Origin of the sequence: Psychrobacillus insolitus, assembly GCF_003254155.1 — a bacterium.
GTDB classification, from domain to species: domain Bacteria; phylum Bacillota; class Bacilli; order Bacillales_A; family Planococcaceae; genus Psychrobacillus; species Psychrobacillus insolitus.
In genome coordinates, this window is record NZ_QKZI01000002.1 from 128,563 (window position 1) to 144,100 (window position 15,538).

Here is a 15,538-nt window from a genome sequence, read left to right on the forward strand (position 1 = left end):
ACCTTCTGCTTTTTCTGGTGGTAATTACTATATTTATTTCAATCCAATATTTTCTTTGATCGGCACGAGCTCCGACTAGAGTACCAATCCATCCGCCGATAAAGCCAGCTGCTACTGCAAGAATTGTAGCAAATGTAGCAACTGACACGAAGGACATTAATAGGTCTCCACTTAAAGCTTGTGAAAGCAGTGGAGCGGCCATGTTTTCAGCCGGGTTCGCGGCAATAATTATATCTGCACCAACGAATGCAGTTGCACCAAAGCGAATCGGTAGCGTCCCCATTAAAATAGAGTGATGTAGCAATTTTTCTCATTTTTAAAAAAGAACAAAATGAATATACGACTTATCCGAAAATAAGTGCAAAAAAAAGACTTTTCTCCTGTTTTTGTACTTATTTTAAATTATGTCGTATCTCAATTTTGCTTACTTACTGTTTTTCTCGAAATATAAGATGGTATATAAAATTTCTGCATAATCTGTCTAGCTCCAGCGGTTTTCTTGTTATTAAAATATTGTAATCAAATTGGTAATAAAAGAGTTTGATGGTATGATTGATTACATAGAATATTCAAATAAAATAATTCGCGGGGGGATTTATAGTGGAAAAAGAATATCCAGTTAAGTTAAATGATCGTATGTATTTGATAGATGGCTATGATTTAGGTGTAGCTGAAAGAACGGGGATTTATGTGATTGATGAAGAGGAACTGACTATTGTAGAAACGGGGCCAAGTCCTTCTATTAAACATATAAAACAGGGACTAGAAACATTGGGTTTTACACTCGATCAAGTGAAATATATTATTGTGACACATATACATTTAGATCATGCTGGAGGGACAGGGTTGCTATTACAAGAATGTCCGAATGCAACTGTAGTTGTTCATCCAAAAGGAGCAAGGCATATCGCAAATCCTGAGAGGTTGATCGCTGGAGCGAAAGCGGTATACGGAGATAAGTTTGAGTCACTTTTTGATCCAATCCTTCCAATTGCTGAAGATAGATTACTCATTAAAGGAGAAGGAGACGTTCTAAAAATAGGTCCAGCATGTACACTTCAATTTTTAGATACTCCCGGACATGCCAAGCATCATTTTAGTATTTATGATCCAGTGAGCAACGGTATTTTTACTGGAGATACTATTGGCGTAAGGTATAAGCAACTTGTAGCTGATGGAATTGATTTGTTTTTACCTTCCACTTCTCCCAATCAATTTGATCCCACTGCTATGGTACAAGCAATTGATCGAATACAAGATATGAATGTCGAGTTCATTTATTTTGGACATTTTGGTATGACGGATAAACCAAAAGAGGTTTTTAGACAAGTGTCTAAGTGGCTAGTTGTTTTTGTAGAAGAAGCAAAAGCAGTCTATGCAGAGGAAAGAGGATATGAAGAACTAGCGAAGCGACTACAGACACATGTAAGAAATCACCTTAGTGAGCAAGGTGTACCTGACAATCATGAAGTGTATGGTTTAATAAAACTAGACATGGAAGTTAGTGCTATGGGATTAATAGATTATTTGTCAAAGGAGTGAAATTTTTGGTAAGTGAAATTAGGTTAGATGATACATCTATTCAAATACAAAGTTTTGATGCAAAAAAAGTGAATGATTTACATCAAATTTCAATAGTTTTTAATGTGACAAGTGAGCAGTATCATGACATAGCTACATTGTTATATAGAGGAACTTTTGACGTACAAGTACCAGAAAATGAGTTGTCTTTTAAGGGCACCATTACCAATTACTTTACTTCTGTAACCAATTTATATGAAAAAGATCAAGTTGGACAATATAACGTAACGTTGCTTGAAGTGGAGCAGTGAGATGAAGTTAAGTATATTAGATCAATCGCCTATCTCTGCTAATCAAACTCCTAAGGAAGCTTTGGATGCTTCGATGAAATTGGCTCAAGCTGGGGAAGCGCTAGGGTATACGCGTTACTGGATTACTGAACATCATGATTTAGTTGGACTCGCGAGCGCGGCACCAGAAGTGATGTTAAGTTATATCGGAGCAAATACAAGTACGATTCGCATTGGAGCAGGCGCCGTGTTGTTGCCACATTACAAACCATATAAAGTAGCTGAGGTATTTAATACATTAGCCACTTTATTTCCAGATAGAATTGATCTTGGATTGGGGAGAGCTCCAGGTGGTTCTGCGGAAGCAACGAATGCGTTATCCGATAATTTTTTACAGAATGTATATAAAATGCCTCAATTATTGAAAGAATTACTCCATTTTTTAGAAGATGATTTTCCAGCTGAAACCGAGTATTCGAAAGTTTCTGCATCACCATTGCCGGACATACCCCCGCAACCATGGCTATTAGGAACAAGTAAGAAAAGTGCCTTACTTGCTGCGGAAAATGGTCTTTCTTATACATTTGGTCAATTCATGAGCGACAAGGATGGAGCGGCAGTTGTTCAAGAATACTTGGAAGCATTTACTCCAAGAAAACAAGGAGAAAAGCCAAAAGTAATCGTAACCGTTAATGCCATTTGTGCAGAAACCACAGAAAAAGCCGAAGAAATAGCATTAAGTTCCCTTATTTGGAAAGTACAAAGGGATAAAAGTGAAGGGAACCAAGGTATTCCTTCCATAGAGGTAGCAAAAACTTATCCATTAACACATAAAGAAAAGGAAATAATCGAAGAAATGAGACAGCAAATGCTAATTGGAAATCCTCACGAAGTAAAACAAAGATTAAGAGAATTACAAGCTGTATATAAAGCAGATGAAATGATGATAAATACGATTACATATGCTCCATATGATCGTATTAATTCATATAGATTACTAATGATAGAATAGAGGTCATAGTCATTATATGACCTCCATTTTTTGTAGCACAGTACTATAATCTGTTTCCTTTATTTTCTCAGAAGCTTCTTCTATTAAATGTTCGATAAATGATTCTTCATCAAAATTCTCCGGATCAATTTCAAATCGACCTAGTGATATTGTCACATCTGCAAATATATCCGATTCAACTTCTTCAATGTCGGTAAATACCCAGCCCCATCTATATTTTTCATATAATGAACCTTCTATGTGAGTAATAGATGAAGAAACCGTAGAAGAAGGAACAGAATAGTCATTTTCTATGCATATAATGGTTTTCGATTTGTTCGCTATAAACTCCATTTTTTTATACCCAATCTCAAAATTCTTTTTAAACTCTACTTTATTCAAATAGTTTCCCTCCTATTAAAATGATATTTACAAGTCTAATAAAGTATATACATATAAAGGAAAGATTATGCTTAGTAATTTCATACTTTAAATACCGTTAAGATGTATAATAGAATTAAATATGAAGAGTACCCGATTTTCTTGTAAAGTCGAGACGGGTACTCTTCTCTTCTATTTTAGGTACAGAAAGTAGGCATGTTTATGAAACAAGAGGCAACCCGAGTAGAGACGTTCCGATGCAACCTTATGATTACCAATAAAGCGCGCAAAGGTATTCAGGAATGGTCAAATGATGAACATGCTTTCTTTAAAATACAAGATTCTTTCGATGTACATATTGAAAAGCGACCGATTAATGCACATGGAAATACATCCCTAACTCTCTATTTTGACAATGGTACGAATGAAGTCATGGCACAAAAGTTAGATGGCAAAGTTGCCGTGATGGAATGTATCCTTCAAAACGACGGCCTACTAGCTACTGGTTTTCATGTAAGAGGTTCTAGAGTTCCAGTAAAGACAAATAGACGTCTTCCAGCCAATTTGAAATTTGTCACTGCGCGTAATAATGGTGCAGGAATGCCTATCCAATTGCACACAAAAATTCGCGAATTACCAGTTGCAGAAGAACGTTCGGAGTACGTAAAGAAACGAATTTCTAGCTGGGAAGGCTATTTAAAAGTTCAGGAACGCAATGCAACCATCGATGACATTTCTGCATCTTATTCGAGATTAGCTTTAAACGAAGATTTTAGTCGCTTAACGTTAATAGATTGTAATTTGAATGGAAATGAGTGGAATAAAGTGAAAGGCCTCAGTGTAACATTGAGAGGATTTCAAAATGATGTTGGCGATGTGTTGAAAGTGAATCGAGGTACTAAAACAGTAGAGATTGAACTGAAGCCAAAGTTTAGAGAGATGGCAAGACGAAACCAGTGGCATCCAAAATCGAAGGATGCAGTGTTTAGCAATTTTGCTACGCTTAGTCAGATAAGAAGACTCCGAAAAGGATTCGAAGATCTTCAAAATGGGCTTGCAGCAAATGCTAATCTGGAAAAAATTCTGTTTGAAGACAGACCAACTATACGTATACCGAGTAAACGTGCAAAATTGGAATTTCATAATCAGTTAAACGAATTTCAACAAGAAGCCGTTGTTGGTGCGATGTCTGCCGAAGATCTATACGTTATCCAAGGCCCACCTGGAACAGGTAAAACCACGGTCATCTCGGAAATATGTCAACAAAATGCAAAGGCTGGACTTCGAACACTTGTTGCTTCCCAGTCCAATCTAGCTGTGGATAATGCACTTAGTCGATTGCTTTCGAATAAAGATATTCGCATATTACGTTTTGGTCGAACAGAAAGTATTGAAGAAGAAGGCAAAAAATTCATCGAAGAAAATGTAGGTCAATACTGGAAAGATCAGACATTGAGTGTTTTACAGAAAGTAATAGAAGGTCATTCTGAAAGGAAAAGTCAGATTGAACAAGAAGTAGTTAGTTGTGAAGAACAATCTCTACTTCTTCAACAACAACTTGTTTCATTAGAAGAAAAGATTGAATTAAAAGAAGCCGCGAAGAAAGAAAGAGTAGTAAAAATAGATGAGATTAAAAACCTCAAGAAAAGTTTAGTTCAACTAAAGAAAGAACGAGAAAAATTAGAAGGTAATATACTGACTTTAAAAAATGCATCAAGTAAGTTAATGAATGAAATCAATTCTATAGAACAATTTATCCAAACGAACTTAACGAGTCAAGAATTGATAGAAAAAATGGGTCAAATAGGGACGAAAATGGACAGAACTCGTCAGTCCATAGGGTTTCAACAGGCGAAATTAGAAATAAGAAATTTAGAGGATTCCTTAACAACTATTCGAAGTGAATATCAACAAGCACAGGTGAAAAAACGCCACTTAGAAGAATTTATCTATGAAATTCCTCCTATTAAAAAACGGGGAGAATTGAAAACCCGTATGCTTCACTATGAAGTGACACCCCATGCTAATTTAGAACAAAGAATTACTAAATTAAATCAAATAAGTGATAATCTAAATTCTTTTAATGAATGGGCCGAGTTAAATAAGCGGTTATTATCCGCGATTGACTATATGGAAAGCTTATTAAAAGAAAATGGTGTTCAGATTGAAACAATTCGTAATAATGTAAAACAAAGTGGTGTCGTATTTCATTCATCCTATTCTGCAAAAGAAATTCATCAATTTATGGATCGAATGAAACAGCTACTAACTTCAGATAAACCTGCAAATCAAATTGAAAGATTATCAGTGTTTTTAGAAGGATTATACGTACGTAGAGATTATGTTTGGCAGCAAGGAAGGTCACTACAGCAGATTCAAAAAGATAAAGCAGAGTCCGTAACATTATTTGAGGAAATCAAAAATGAATTAATCGAACAAATAAGCAAATCAATTACTGAAATTGATCAATATAGAAGTGAACTGAAGAACACAGGTATTATCCAAAACAACCAACTGGCTCAGTTGCAAGATAGAAGGGAAAGTCACTTAAGCCAAATTGGACCAGTAGAAAGCATCCCCGAATTAAACGACTTAAAATCGGAGCTATTGCTGAAAGAACATACATATAAAGACTTGCAGAAATCACAAGAAACCCTCAAGCAATATGTACAGCAACTAGAGATTAAAAAGAATGATGCAAAATATACTTTGGAACAAATAGAAATGTATGAAGCGGATCTAGAGGAAAAAGAGCAGGACAGTAAAAAGGTTAATTCTCAGGGCTTGGAGCAGGAAAAACAATTAAAAGCTATAGAAGAATTAATAAATCAACATCCGGAAATAGAACATGAAAAAACCTTAGTAGAAATCTCTACTTTATCTGAAAAAGTAGAGAAAATTACCCTTGAGAAAAAACGTTTGCCAATTACCCAAGCGCTACAAAACGAATGGTTTTCGTTACTGAAAGAAGCTAGTGATTATGACTTAGATGAGATTAGAAAGTTATATGTTCGACATGCCAATGTTATCGGGACAACTTGTGTAGCATCTGCTCGAAAAGAATTTATGGAGAATTATCCAACGTTCGATGTAGTAATAATAGATGAAGTATCGAAAGCGACTCCACCTGAATTACTTTTACCCATGTTAAAAGGGAAAAAAATAATATTGGTTGGAGACCATCATCAGCTGCCTCCACTCGTTGGGGAAGATACGATTGATGAGTCCCTTCAAGCAATTTTAGAAGAAAGCGATAGCTTGGAAGAAAAAGGGGAACTAAAGAAACTGTTGAAAGAATCTTTATTCGAACGTTTATTTAAAAACTTACCTAAGAGTAACAAAACAATGTTAGCTATTCAGTACCGAATGCATGAAAGCATTATGGAAACAATCACACCGTTTTATGAAGAAGAAAACTATCGACTTCAATGTGGTTTAAGCGATTCGGATACGATGCGTGACCACTTACTTGAATCTCAATATGTGAATCGAAATGACCATCTTCTTTGGCTAGATATGCCGAATGAAAAAGCCTATTTTGAAGAGCAGATGAAAGATGGGAAAAGTCGCTTTAACCAAGCTGAATTGACCACTATTCGCGAGGTTTTAATTGATTTAGATCAAGCAACAGAAAATGCTAAAAATGAAGGGAGAATGAAGCAAGATGAACGGAAAAGTATCGGGGTTATTAGTTTTTACGGGGAGCAAGTGAAGAAAATTGATCGTTTAATACAGCAAGAATTGAATCTTAAACACATCACGTTTAGAACTGGTACTGTCGATAAATTCCAAGGAATGGAAATGGACGTCATAGTGTTAAGTATGGTTCGAAATAATCGAGATAAAAGCGGAGATATAGGGTTTGCAAATGACTATAGACGATTAAATGTAGCGTTGTCTAGAGCGAGGGAATTATTAATTATTGTAGGCAGTACACAAATGTTTACAGAGAGAGCCAAAAAAGTAGAATCAAGAAAAATGTATAGTCGCTTACTTGGCATCGTAAAAGATAAAAAGGCTTTACGAGATCCAAAAGGAAACATCAAAAAATAAGGTAGTCAGTTTAGGGGTATACGTATATGCAGGAGCTTCAAAAACGTTTAACCAAAGAATTACAACAAAGCATGAAAGTAAAAATTATACATTCTGCTACTTGGAGCATACCAGTCCATTCCATAGAAGTGGAATTTAAACCAGTTAAGCGTACCAAAATGGATGTACTCATGAAGATGATGCTCATTACTTTTCAGAAGGCAAGCGTGTCTAAAGCAGAAGAGCTAAGTGATTTATTACTGGTCGAGCAGCTATTTATTGAAGACTTAATCTCCATCATGAGTAGAACAGGACTCATTGAAAAGCGTGATGGTTTATTCAAACTAACAGATCGTGGCATGAAGCAATTGGAAAATGGCATATTTGAGGAAGAACAAGATATAGAGTCGAAAACAGAATTATATAGTACAAGCCATGAAGCATTTTTGAGTGGTTATATTAAACCAGCTTCACCTGATGAAGAATTACTGGAAATCTATCGCTATGTGAAAGATGGTTATTTGGATGAAGAGCTCCATTTTGATGATGATATGCTGATCGAAGCACTTCAAAAGAGTGACACTGAATCAGATGAAGGGGATACCCAAACAGTTGTTTCTGAAATCATTTCAACATCCGAACTTACGATTGATGATGTCCCATGCTTGGAATACATCCTATATAACAGTGAAAAAGATATCGTATATGCTCGAGTTTGGAACACGCTACTTTCACAATGGGATGAAAAGTTAGAAAATCAGTTGAATGAAAAAGAGCGTATGAAGTGGCGAGAACTTTTGTAAAGTGAAACTTCAATCAGTGGGGGGTCTTCATCCCCACTGATTGTTAGTTGAACCATTCGGGCGTTTACGGGCAGTTGATCTCCAACTTACGCTTATGCGCTTGGCCAAGCGTTGAAGTGGAGTCATACTGCCCGTTAATGCGGGATAAAAATTTCTATCGAAGTTAAATGATTTGGAGTGACTAAAGTGAATCAAACAAATGGTTCAAAAAGGATTGTGGTGCCACTCATTATTTCAATTATCGCTATTTCTTTTTCTGCGATTTTTGTGAAATGGTCGGATGCACCGGCAACAGTATTGAGTATGTACCGAATGCTGCTTGCGAGTTTGTTTCTATTACCAATCATATGGATAAAACGTAATGAGTTTAAAAACATAGAAAAAAAAGATTGGGTTCTATTAGTAATTTCAGGGTTATTTTTAGCATTACATTTTGCTTTGTGGTTTGGTTCTTTAAAGTTAACGACGGTAGCTAGTTCTACAATTATTCTTGGGTTACAACCAATTGTCGCACTTATTGGGGGTTTTATATTTTTCAAGGAACGGACGACTACTTCTGCGCTGCTGACAATGGGAGTTGCAGTGGTCGGTGCTGTATTAATCGGCTGGGGAGACTTTGGCCTAAGTAAATCTGCTATTCTCGGAGATGTGCTTTCTTTTCTGAGCGTTATTGCAGTAGTTGGTTATTTGTTAATTGGGCAAAATGCTGTAAAGAAAGTATCGCATTGGATTTATAGTTTTTGCGTATTTTTCTTTGCTGGAATTGCGTTAGTTGTGTATAACTTACTTGCTGGAGTTCAGTTTAGTGGATATGAATCAAAAGAGTGGGGCATTTTTCTATTATTAGCGATTGTACCGACCATATCGCATATGATTAATAATTGGTTAATGAATTATGTTACTGCAACGACTATTTCCATGAGTATTTTAGGAGAGCCGGTTGGAGCAACTATATTAGCGGTCGTTTTACTCGGAGAACGACTGGCCGGTTGGCAAATTTTTGGTGGAGTACTGGTATTGGTAGGAGTCTTTTTCTTCTTACTACAACAACTTAGACGATAAGATCGTATATTAAATTTCTGCATAATATATCTAGCGCAAGCAGCCTGTGCTCCTGTGCGAAGCTCGTCGCCTCGGGGTCAAATGGGTACTACCCCATCCCCATTTGCTGCCCTACGCAGTAATAGGCGCTTGCACTACATTTAACTTAAAAGAACAGAGGAATGGCTGAGAAAGCTACTGCGTTACTTTCTCAGCCACTCCTTTTTTTAGTTATCGTGTAGTTAAGACTTTCCTCTGTTCTCGAGAAACAATTTTATAATTACGTAAGCAGTTTACTTTGAAAAGAAGGAATTCTTTGAAGTTTGTCGAAATAGGTATGACAAATACATGATTTTAAGTTTGAATTGTCGTAAATTGATTTGAATTGGATAGAATATGAAAGAAATTGATTTTTCTTCTTGCGTTTTTTGTCATAAACTTTTGAAAATTGTCGAAAATCATCAATACTTTCATGTATTCATTAAAATATAAACTGTTCGGCGTGAAGGAGTGAAAGAATTGGAAGAAACTTATAAGGGAAATGACAGGTTAATCTTTGGTATTGGAGTAGGAATTTTAACATATTGGCTATTCTCCCAAGCATTATTAAATACTGTACCAGATGTGCAACAGGATTTAGCTATTAATACCAATATTATCGGAATCGGCATAAGTGCTACATCTTTATTTTTTGGTATATTCGTAGTAGTTGCAGGTGGTTTTGTGGACAGGTATGGGGCAGTAAGGATTACGATGATCGGTTTAGTCTTGAGTGTCATTGGTTCTATACTGCTAGTTATTTCAACTGGATCTATTATGTTTATTTCGGGTCGAATAATTCAAGGGTTATCTGCAGCGTGTATAATGCCATCAACTTTAAGTCTTATAAAATCTTACTATAAGGATGAACAGCGGCAAAGAGCGCTCAGTTTTTGGGCAATTGGTTCCTGGGGAGGTACAGGACTTTGTTCTTTAGTAGGTGGGGCAATAGCTTCTTCTATTGGCTGGCGTTGGATTTTTGTATTTTCCATTGTTTTCGCACTATTTTCAATATTCCTAATAAAAGGCACGCCGGAGACAAAAGTAATCGCTTCATCCTCTACTAAAAAGTTTGATTTTGCCGGATTGATGGTATTTATTATCTCAATGGTCAGCTTGAATATTATTATTACACAAGGCTCCAAGCTAGGTTGGACAAGCATTAGTACTATAATACTTGGGATACTTTGCATCGTCTCGGCTATACTTTTCTTTCAATTCGAATTGAAGAAAAAAGATAAAAGTTTTATTGATTTTTCAATCTTTAAAAATAAAGCATATTCAGGTGCCACATTGTCGAATTTTTTATTGAATTCTGCAGCGGGTACTTTAATCGTTATTAACACGTATATTCAATTATCTAGGGGTTTTTCAGCCTTTGAGACCGGATTACTTTCTATCGGGTACTTGGTCTGTATTTTGATCATGATTAGGGTGGGCGAAAAAGCATTACAAAAAATAGGTGCAAGAAAACCTATGATGCTTGGTGCATTTATTAGTGCTTTGGGCATAACCCTAATGGCTTTAACGTTTTTAAGTAACTCTCTTTATATTGTTTTTGTCATCATTGGTTTTATATTATTTGGTACTGGACTAGGGTTTTATGCAACACCATCCACAGATACAGCAGTTTCTAATTCTCCCGAAGGCAAAGCGGGCGTAGCAACAGGGATTTATAAAATGTCGAGTGCACTTGGAGGTTCTTTAGGAATCGCTATTTCTTCCAGTGTTTTCAATGCTTTAAATGTGCAGGGAAATATCGACTTTGCTGCAATGATAGGCCTTTCAGTTAGTATAGTTAGTTGTTTGCTGGCGTTATTGTCTGTATTTATCACTACGCCAAAAGATGTGAAAACTGTTTAAAAAAATTATAGAGGAGTGATTCAAAATGAAAGAACAATTATTCACCGTGCTAAAAGAAAAAGAGCCAAAAATGATTGAAATTCGACGTTATCTTCATGAAAACCCAGAACTTTCATTTAAAGAGGAAAAAACTTCAACCTATATTGCAGATTTTTACAAAAACAAAGATGTTCAAGTGGAAACTAACATTGGTGGATACGGTGTGAAAGTGACAATAGATAGTGGGAAACCAGGCAAAACATTAGCGATTCGTGCTGATTTTGATGCTTTGCCAATTCATGAGGAAACCAATTTACCTTTCGCATCTAAAGTAGATGGGGTTATGCATGCATGCGGACATGATGCGCATAATGCATATATGCTCGTCTTAGCAGAGTCTTTAATAGATATGAAAGAACAGTTAACAGGGAAAATTATTGTAATCCATCAACCAGCGGAAGAACAACCACCGGGCGGAGCAATTGCGATGATTAAAGACGGGGTACTAGATGGAGTAGATAATGTTTTCGGTATACATGTTATGTCTACGATGGAAACTGGAAATGTGTATTACCGTGAAGGACCTATACAAACTGGTCGTGCTTATTTTAAAGTAATTATTCGAGGGAAAGGCGGCCATGGATCCTCCCCGCATATGGCAAATGATTCAATCGTAGCAGGTGCTCATTTTGTGACCGCTTTACAAACAGTTGTTAGTAGAAGGTTGAATCCGTTTGACGTAGGTAGTATTACGATTGGGTCATTCGATGGAAAAGGATCATTCAATGTGATTAAAGATTCCATAGAAATCGAAGGGGACGTTCGTGCGATGACGGAGGAAGTTCGGACAATAATAGAAAGAGAAGTTCGCACTTTACTAGAAGGGTTGGCAGGTATGTTCGGGATCACATATGAATTGAATTATGTGAATGATTATCCGGTACTTGTAAATGATGTTCATCTGACTGATTTTGTAGCGAACAGTTTGAAAGAAGCAGGTATCGAAGGGGTCGCGGAGATTGTTCGTTGTGAACCACAGCCACCTTCCGAAGATTTCGCTTATTATGCCGTAGAGCGTCCAAGTACATTCTTCTATGTTGGAGCAAAACCAGAAAACGGGCCAGGATATCCTCATCACCATCCGAAATTTGATGTAAGTGAAAACTCTTTGCTAATAGCAGCCAAATCAATGGGAGCAATTGTACTAGATTATTTAGATAAATATCAAGTATAAAAAAAGGGGAGGATTATCATGACAACAGTTAATTCATCAAAAGCGCCGGAATACAAAGGAACAAAAAAATTAATAATTGGTATTGTTTTTGGGGTTATTACTTTTTGGTTATTTGCACAGGCAATGGTGAATGTTGTACCAGCAGTGCAAGAAGATTTGGGTATTGAACTAGGAACATTAAATATCGCGATTAGTTTATCTGCACTTTTTTCCGGAATTTTCATCGTAGCGGCTGGTGGTTTAGCTGATGTCCTGGGGAGAAAAAAATTAACGTATATTGGGCTTATATTAAGTATAGTAGGTTCGTTATGTTTGGTTTTTGCAAATGGAGCAGGATTACTCATTATCGGAAGAGTAATCCAAGGTTTATCGGCGGCATGTATTATGCCTGCGACTATTGCATTAGTCAAAGCATATTATGAAGGAGAAGATCGTCAACGTGCACTGAGTTACTGGTCAATCGGTTCTTGGGGTGGTTCAGGGATTTGTTCGTTCGCAGGTGGAGCAATTGCAACGTATATGGGATGGAAATGGATTTTCATCTTTTCAATCGTTTTCGCACTACTAGCTATGATACTAATTAAAGATACACCTGAAAGTAAAACAGAACAAACAGGTCCCTTCAAGTTTGACTATACGGGTTTAACTATTTTTGTCATTACAATGCTTGCATTAAATATTTTTATTACACAAGGATCAAAACTTGGTTGGACAAGTATTACTTCATTGTTGCTATTAGCTATTACCATTATCGGAATAGTTGTTTTTGTGAAATATGAACTTGGGAAAACAGGACCACTTATTGATTTTGAATTATTTAAAAATAAAGCATATACAGGTGCCACTATTTCTAACTTCTTATTAAACGCAGTAGCAGGTACTTTAGTAGTTGCGAACACATATGTACAAGTTGGTCGAGGATTTACGGCCTTTCAATCGGGAATGCTATCAATCGGTTATTTAGTTGCGGTATTAGGAATGATTCGTGTCGGTGAGAAAATACTTCAAAAAATTGGCGCAAAAAAACCAATGGTGTGGGGCACGATCATCACAGGTATTGGAGTAGCGTTAATGGCTTTAACATTCTTACCTGGTGTAATGTACACGGTAGTTGTATTCATCGGATTTGCTATGTTCGGTTTAGGTTTAGGGATTTATGCGACACCTTCGACGGATACTGCAGTATCAAATGCACCAGATGATAAAATTGGAGTAGCATCTGGTATTTATAAAATGGCTAGTTCCCTAGGTGGAGCTTTTGGGGTTGCTATTTCTGCAACTGTTTACAGCATAATATTAACTCAGAGCGGAATTGACGTAGCTGCAACAGCGGGCATTGTTACAAATGTAATTTTTGCGGTAATTGCATTAATATCTATCGTTATCTTAGTACCTAATAATACAGGTAAAAAAGTAGCATAAATTTAAAAATAGATAAGGAGTGTATTCTATCATGAAAAAACGCTTAATGAAAATGCTAGAAAATCGCAGTGCTGAAATGGTTGATATCCGACGTTACCTCCATGAAAATCCAGAGTTATCATTTCAAGAAGAAAAGACTGCTCAGTATATTATCGATTTCTACGCTGGAAAAGATGTTGAGATTCAAACAAATGTCGGTAATGGTTATGGGATAATTGTCACAATTAAAGGATCGAAACCAGGGAAAACAATTGGTTTACGTGCAGATTTTGACGCACTACCAATAGTTGAAGAAACAGATGTGCCTTTTAAATCTAAAAACCCCGGTGTAATGCATGCATGTGGACATGATGGACATACTGCTTACTTATTAGTTTTAGCGGACTGTTTGATCCAATTGAAGGATGAACTTTCTGGAACGATTAAAATTATTCATCAACATGCAGAAGAATCACCTCCTGGTGGTGCAAAAAGTATTGTTGAGTCTGGACTATTAGACGATTTAGATGCAGTGTACGGGGTTCACTTATTCCCAACTCATCCTGCAGGTGTTGTAGGGTACAGAAGTGGGTTTGCTATGGCGGGTCGTACTTATTTTAAACTAGTGATTAATGGTAAAGGTGGGCATGGTTCTTCCCCGCATATGGCTAATGATCCAATTGTGGCAGGGGCTCACTTTGTTACGGCTATTCAAACAATTATTAGTCGTCGCCTAAACCCGTTTGATGTAGGTGTAATCACTATTGGTTCATTTGATGGAAAAGGAGCTTTTAATGTAATCAAAGACAGTGTAGAGCTTGAAGGTGATGTCCGGTACATGACGGATGAAACACAAGAGCTTATTGAAAAGGAAGTCCGCCGTATCGTAAAAGGACTCGGGGAAGAGTTTGGGGTTAATTGTGAGCTAGATTATGTTGCAGACTATCCACCACTTTATAATAATCCGGAAATTGTGGCGGAAGTAGTAGAAATATTACGACAATCAGAGGAAAAGGAAATCAAAGAAGTAGTAGAATTTCAAAAGTTCTCTGGTTCTGAAGATTTTGCTTACTATGTAAAAAGATTCCCCGGAACATTCATCTATGTAGGGAGTGCACCAAAAGGAGTAGAAAATGCATACTTTAATCACCATCCAAAATGGGATGTGGATGAAGATGCATTATTAGTAGCGGCAAAAGCAGTTGCAGAGATCGTATGTAGCTATAATAAGTAATCAAATTAGGTAACCAAATATATGAGAACAATTCTAAAAACACAGGTTTACATTTTCTGTGTTTTTTTCTTTGGCCAAACATATACATGAATAAGTGGAAAGGTGGGGAAAATGTATTTTTTCCATAAAACTCTTATTATATTAGTCGGAAGTGTATTAGTTGGTATCGGGATTAACTTTTTTTTAGTTCCTTTTCATTTATTAGATGGTGGAGGAATTGGAATAGGTTTAATTATGCATTATCTTTGGAACATTAAAGTAGGCATTGCAATTATGTGTATTAGTTTACCGATTTTTCTAATTGCTTGGATACATTATCGGGCGTTTTTTTACAATGGTATTCATGGATTATTGTTTTCCTCTGTTGTCATTGACTTTTTGTATCCTTTACATATTGCGGGGGAGAAATTTGTAGCTAATGGGATAATTGGAGCTATATGTGGGGGTGTTTTTGTAGGTTTAGGTGTTGGTTTAATGCTTCGAGTTGAAACATCTATTGGTGGAACCGACTTATTAGCGCAAATGATTTCCAAGTTTTTACGCGTTAACCCGGGGTTATGTATATTGACATTCGATTTTATGGTTGTTGTAGTGGGGAGTGTTGTTGTTGATACTGTTTCATTATTTCGTTCTTGTTTAACGGTAATTTCAGTTGGTATCACGACTTCTATTATTATGAAAAGGCATTATTAATGTGTTTTAACAGATAATGTACGCTTTTTCTAGATT

General features: G+C 36.4%; 12 protein-coding genes and 1 pseudogene. 11 read left to right on the forward strand and 2 right to left on the reverse strand.

Going from position 1 to position 15,538, the window contains the following annotated elements:
• Positions 1-97: 97 nt before the first annotated feature.
• Positions 98-277, reverse strand: a pseudogene (locus tag C7437_RS17175) (sodium:solute symporter family transporter); the annotation flags it as partial.
• Between the two features lie 323 nt (positions 278-600).
• Here C7437_RS17175 and C7437_RS07895 point away from each other — a divergent pair.
• The 3 genes from C7437_RS07895 to C7437_RS07905 are packed head-to-tail and all read left to right on the forward strand — an operon-like array spanning position 601 to position 2,823.
• Complete coding sequence (locus C7437_RS07895) at positions 601-1,542, forward strand: MBL fold metallo-hydrolase (protein WP_111439134.1); 942 nt, start codon at positions 601-603, stop codon at positions 1,540-1,542.
• A 5-nt stretch (positions 1,543-1,547) separates the two neighbouring features.
• On the forward strand, positions 1,548-1,832 hold the full coding sequence (locus tag C7437_RS07900) for a DUF3219 family protein (RefSeq protein ID WP_111439135.1): 285 nt from the start codon (positions 1,548-1,550) through the stop codon (positions 1,830-1,832).
• Between the two features lies 1 nt (position 1,833).
• Positions 1,834-2,823: an LLM class flavin-dependent oxidoreductase gene (locus C7437_RS07905; RefSeq protein WP_111439136.1), complete on the forward strand. Its 990-nt coding sequence runs from the start codon at positions 1,834-1,836 to the stop codon at positions 2,821-2,823.
• A 12-nt stretch (positions 2,824-2,835) separates the two neighbouring features.
• Here C7437_RS07905 and C7437_RS07910 read toward each other — a convergent pair whose 3' ends face one another.
• Entirely contained in the window at positions 2,836-3,204 is a 369-nt protein-coding gene (locus tag C7437_RS07910; protein WP_111439137.1) for a hypothetical protein, read from the reverse strand.
• A 201-nt stretch (positions 3,205-3,405) separates the two neighbouring features.
• Between C7437_RS07910 and C7437_RS07915 the strand changes: the two genes are divergently transcribed.
• From C7437_RS07915 to C7437_RS07950, 8 genes are all read left to right on the forward strand, one after another.
• Positions 3,406-7,236 carry an AAA domain-containing protein gene (locus C7437_RS07915; RefSeq protein WP_111439138.1) on the forward strand — a complete coding sequence of 1,277 codons (3,831 nt, stop codon included), beginning with the start codon at positions 3,406-3,408 and terminating at the stop codon, positions 7,234-7,236.
• A 26-nt stretch (positions 7,237-7,262) separates the two neighbouring features.
• A complete protein-coding gene (locus tag C7437_RS07920) occupies positions 7,263-8,018 on the forward strand; it encodes a hypothetical protein (RefSeq protein ID WP_111439139.1) in 756 nt (251 codons plus the stop codon).
• Between the two features lie 186 nt (positions 8,019-8,204).
• Positions 8,205-9,080: a DMT family transporter gene (locus C7437_RS07925; protein WP_111439140.1), complete on the forward strand. Its 876-nt coding sequence runs from the start codon at positions 8,205-8,207 to the stop codon at positions 9,078-9,080.
• A 498-nt stretch (positions 9,081-9,578) separates the two neighbouring features.
• Positions 9,579-10,961, forward strand: coding sequence for an MFS transporter (locus C7437_RS07930; RefSeq protein WP_111439141.1), 1,383 nt, complete (start codon positions 9,579-9,581; stop codon positions 10,959-10,961).
• 25 nt (positions 10,962-10,986) lie between these two features.
• Positions 10,987-12,174 (forward strand): M20 family metallopeptidase, encoded by a 1,188-nt coding sequence (locus tag C7437_RS07935; protein ID WP_111439142.1) that lies wholly within the window; start codon positions 10,987-10,989, stop codon positions 12,172-12,174.
• Between the two features lie 18 nt (positions 12,175-12,192).
• The gene (locus tag C7437_RS07940; RefSeq protein ID WP_111439143.1) at positions 12,193-13,596 is read left to right on the forward strand and encodes an MFS transporter; all 1,404 of its coding nucleotides are present in this window, start codon (positions 12,193-12,195) and stop codon (positions 13,594-13,596) included.
• Positions 13,597-13,627: 31 nt separating this feature from the next.
• Positions 13,628-14,809: an amidohydrolase gene (locus tag C7437_RS07945; RefSeq protein WP_111439144.1), complete on the forward strand. Its 1,182-nt coding sequence runs from the start codon at positions 13,628-13,630 to the stop codon at positions 14,807-14,809.
• A 111-nt stretch (positions 14,810-14,920) separates the two neighbouring features.
• Positions 14,921-15,502, forward strand: a complete 582-nt coding sequence (locus C7437_RS07950) for a YitT family protein (protein ID WP_111439145.1) — start codon at positions 14,921-14,923, stop codon at positions 15,500-15,502.
• Positions 15,503-15,538: the final 36 nt, after the last annotated feature.